Raw genomic sequence first — 4,034 nt, 5'->3', positions numbered from 1 at the left:
CAGGATCATCCCGGCGCCGAAGCTCGTGACCAGGGTGCCCTTGTCGTCGAACTTGAGCACCGACGGCAGCGACGAGCCCGCGCAATTGTTCACGCTGCACCGTTCGGCCACCCAGATACTCTTGCCGTCCTTGTCGATGGCCACGGCGCTGGTGGAGCCCCACGTGCGCCCTTCGGGCAGCTTGGCCCAGCCGGCGACTGTGCGATACGGGTTGGGCAGGTCGTTGACGGCCGGCATCGTGGCGGACGATTGCGCGGACAGTTGCGCAGCCGCGCTAGAGGAGGCGAGCACGAGCAGGAGGGCAAGACGACGCATGGGGGCAGGGGCGGGAGGTGGGGCGGGGTGGCGTCAGCTGCGAGCACACCCCGTGGTACGATGATATACGACGGTAAACTTGCAGGGAGCGACGGCACTGACGCCAGCGCGCGCTACCCGTAGCTGCACTCCACGAAGCCGTCAGCGCATACTTCAGCATGCCTAGGACGAAAGCCGATCACCCGGACAGCACCGCCAAGCCAGCACCGCACATTTGGGTGTTTCGTACCCGCTTCCGCCGGAACTGCTTCGGATGGAAGTCGCAACCGGCCATTGCTCGCGTCAAGGAAGCGGTGGCCGAGATCCGAAAAGTGGCGAAGCGCGATCTTCGGTTGGCCGCCGATGGGGCGGTGCTCTTCCTCGAGAAGGTCTCTCCGGCACTGGAGCAGGTCGACAGCTCTTCCGGCTCGATCGGCACCGCTGTCAACAACGCGATCGCGGCGTTGGTGCCGATTATCGCGGGCGCTCAAGTTGACGCTGGCGTACGCGCGGCATGGCTCGAGCGCCTGTTCGAGGCGCTGCAGGCCGACGAGATGCCGTACATCGAATCGCTCGGCGACCACTGGGGCGATCTCTGTGCGTCTCCCGCTGTCGCCAGCGAATGGGCCGACCGACTGATCGACATCACGCGCCTTGTACTCAGCCCGGATCGACAACCCGGCACCTACTTCAAGGGCACGACAGCCTGCCTGAGCGCGCTTGAGCGCGCGGGCCGGCACGACGAGTTGATCGAGATGGTGCGCGCTGAACAGATGTGGACGTACCGGCAGTGGGCCGTGAAGGCGATGCTGGCGTCGGGGCGGTCGGCCGAGGCGCTGCGGTTTGCGGAGGCGAGCCGGAATCCCTGGTCGAGTGATCACGCGATCGATGCGAGCTGTGAGGAGATCCTGCTGCGCTCCGGCATGAGAGACGAGGCGTACACGCGATACGGAATGCGCGCGAACGGTATGTCCAGTCATCTCGCCACGTTTCGCGCGGTGACCAAAAAGTATCCCGACAGGCCGCCGCACGACGTGCTGATGGATCTCGTGAACGCCAGCCCCGGTCAGGAGGGGAAGTGGTTTGCCGCGGCCAAGGATGCCGGATTCCTGACCGAGGCCGTCGCGCTGGCGCGGCGATCGCCGTGTGATCCGCGAACCCTCACACGAGCATCTCGCGACTTCGCAGCGCAGCAGCCGGCCTTCGCGCTGGATGTGGGCCTGCTGGCGCTCCATTGGCTGGTGCAGGGGGCCGGCTACGAGATCACAAGTACCGATGTCATCGATGCATTTCGCGCGACTGTGCACGCGGCGCGATCGGCGGGTCGCGTGGACGAGGTGGTGGCGCTGGTGCAGGGGGTCGTGGACATCGATGGCCCCCGCGCGGATTTCGTGGCGACGGCGGTGCGGTCAGTGCGCGTGTGAAGGGACACGATTCAACGGCGCGTTGGGGCAGCGGCGGTATCCTGGTCTCGGCGACGCGCCAACGCGTGATTTGCCACGGTAGCTTCCAGAAGCTACCGTGCGCAGATGCGTACAGTCGGCCTGAAGGTCTTGAAGGACCGCCTCAGCGAATACATCCGCCTCGTTGCCAGCGGCGAAACCGTACTGGTCACGGATCGCGACCGGGTCGTGGCAGAGCTGCGACCGCCACAAGGTCGCAGTCCACTGATCTCGGATGCCGTGCTCGCCGAGGCGATGCGTCGCGGACTGCTCTCCGCACCCTTGGTTGTGCGGGAGGGTCCGCCTGGCCGATCACCGATTGAGCCGCTGGCCGACGTGCTGGCGGGGCTCGATCGGGATCGAGGCGACCGGTAGCGGCGCCTGATTTGCCTCGACACCTCGGTGGCCCTGGCGCATATCCTCGCCGAGGATCGCGTTCCACCGGTATGGTTGTGGGATGCCACGCTCGTCAGCAGCCGCCTGCTCGAGTACGAGCTCTGGACCCGGCTGAACGCACGCGGACTGGCGGGGTCGCACGGCGAATTCGCGCGCGAGGTCGTGCAGCGGATTGCCTTTCTCGAGTTGGCGCCGCCGGTGCTTGCACGCGCCTTGGAGCCGTTTCCGATCGCCATGCGAAGACTCGACGCGCTCCACTTGGCGTCCATCGAGTTCCTGCGCAGCCAGCGCCAGGAGCTGGAGTTGGCCAGTTACGACGTGCGCATGCGCAAGCCAGCGGCGCGCATGAAAATTCCGATCGCAACGCTGGGCAGCGAACTCCGGTAGCTCCGGTTGAACTGAAACGTACGAACGCCCCAGTTCCGACCGGCTGGCTCATCGATGAGGGAAGAGTGTCGTGGTAGTCCCGCACGAGCGCGTGTCTCCACCAACGTCATGAGTCACCCCAGTAGATTCCACGTGGTATGCTGCGCATCCAAGGACTTACCGTTCGGTATCCCAATGGCCCGCGGGCCCTCGACGCCGTCTCGCTGGTGATCCCACCGGGGACCTTCGGTCTGCTCGGACCGAACGGGGCCGGCAAGAGCACCCTTCTCCGTATTCTGGCCACGCTTCAGCGGCCGGATGCGGGCAGCGTACAGTTGGGCATTGGCACCAGCGCGCTTATCGACGTGCTGGCCGAGCCTGCACGGCTCCGTGCGCAGCTGGGGTACCTGCCGCAGGACTTCGGGCTCTACCCAACGCTGAGCGTCGAGGCGGTCCTCGACCACTTCTGTGCACTCAAGGGCGCCACCGACCGTCACACGCGTGCGGCGTGGGTCGATGCCCTCCTGAGCCGCACGAACCTCGCCGACAAGCGGCGCGTTGCCGTTCGGGCACTCTCGGGCGGGATGCGCCAGCGACTGGGGCTCGCCATCGCGCTCGCTGGGCATCCGCGCCTTCTCCTGCTCGACGAACCCACGGCCGGGCTCGATCCCGGCGAGCGGCGGCGTATCTACGACCTGCTGGCCGGTGTCGGGGAGGACGTCGTGATCATCCTCTCGACGCACCTCACGGAGGATGTGCGCGCCGCCTGCGCGCGATTCGGCATTCTGCACGCGGGGCGCATCGTGACGGAGGATACGCCAACGCACGCACTCGAAATGCTGCGTGCGCGGCGCGGCCCCGAGGTCACGCTCGAGGATGTGTACTTCGCGCATGTCCCCGAGAACGAGGACGGATGAGCGACGGCATGGCGCTCATCCGCGGCACCGCACTGCGCGCGCTCGTCGCATTCGAACTTCGCCTGCAGTCGCGGGACTTCCTGGCGTGGCTCGGTTTCCTCGTGCTCTTCCTGCTCACGATAGGCTACACCGCCAGCGGCACCATCATGCTCGTCGGAGACCTTGGGCTGGTGCCGCGCACCGCTCCGTGGGCCATCGCCCACGCGATGGCGGGGGTCACGGCCTTTGGACAGGTGATCACCGCGATGACGGCGGCCAGCACGGTGCTCCGCGATGTCTCCGCGCGCACGCAGGGGCTCATCCTCGCGACGCCCTTATCATGGCGGACGTACCTCGTTGGCCGTTTTCTCGGAACGCTCGCCGTGCTCCTGGTCATCTATGCGGCGATCCCCCTCGGACTTTCGCTGGGGGCGTGGATAGCGACCGTGACGACGAACGGCGCGAGCGATCCCCTCGCGCTGTCGACGGTCATCCGCCCGCTCGTCATATTCGTCGTACCGAACGTGGTCGTCGTGACCACGGCATTCTTCGCCGCCGGTGCGCTCAGTGGTGGCTTCACGGTGATCCTCCTGGTCGGCATCGGGTTCATCGGATGCTGGCAGAGCGGTCTGCAACTCGT

Annotated in this window: 4 protein-coding genes and 2 pseudogenes; 5 read left to right on the top strand and 1 reads right to left on the bottom strand. The window is 66.5% G+C overall.

The window, feature by feature from the left end:
* A pseudogene (locus ACESNG_RS06185) lies at positions 1 to 315 on the bottom strand (hypothetical protein); the annotation flags it as partial.
* Positions 316 to 473: 158 nt separating this feature from the next.
* On the opposite strand from ACESNG_RS06185, the gene ACESNG_RS06180 reads away from it, so the two are divergent.
* The 5 genes and pseudogenes from ACESNG_RS06180 to ACESNG_RS06160 all read left to right on the top strand — a co-directional run.
* The gene (locus tag ACESNG_RS06180; protein ID WP_373058915.1) at positions 474 to 1,718 is read left to right on the top strand and encodes a hypothetical protein; all 1,245 of its coding nucleotides are present in this window, start codon (positions 474 to 476) and stop codon (positions 1,716 to 1,718) included.
* Positions 1,719 to 1,823: 105 nt separating this feature from the next.
* Positions 1,824 to 2,111: a type II toxin-antitoxin system Phd/YefM family antitoxin gene (locus tag ACESNG_RS06175; RefSeq protein ID WP_373068229.1), complete on the top strand. Its 288-nt coding sequence runs from the start codon at positions 1,824 to 1,826 to the stop codon at positions 2,109 to 2,111.
* Between the two features lie 6 nt (positions 2,112 to 2,117).
* The gene (locus ACESNG_RS06170; protein ID WP_373058919.1) at positions 2,118 to 2,519 is read left to right on the top strand and encodes a PIN domain-containing protein; all 402 of its coding nucleotides are present in this window, start codon (positions 2,118 to 2,120) and stop codon (positions 2,517 to 2,519) included.
* A 200-nt stretch (positions 2,520 to 2,719) separates the two neighbouring features.
* Positions 2,720 to 3,415 (top strand): annotated as a pseudogene (locus tag ACESNG_RS06165) (ABC transporter ATP-binding protein); the annotation flags it as partial.
* Positions 3,412 to 4,034 (top strand): hypothetical protein (locus ACESNG_RS06160; RefSeq protein WP_373068227.1); only part of this gene is annotated, 623 nt, incomplete at its 3' end. The pseudogene ACESNG_RS06165 and the gene ACESNG_RS06160, both read left to right, overlap by 4 nt.

This window comes from Gemmatimonas sp. (genome assembly GCF_041689975.1).
In the GTDB taxonomy this organism is placed as follows: Bacteria; Gemmatimonadota; Gemmatimonadetes; order Gemmatimonadales; family Gemmatimonadaceae; genus Gemmatimonas.
The sequence above is the reverse complement of the archived record's forward strand: the minus strand, read 5'-3'. Positions and strand labels throughout refer to the sequence as shown.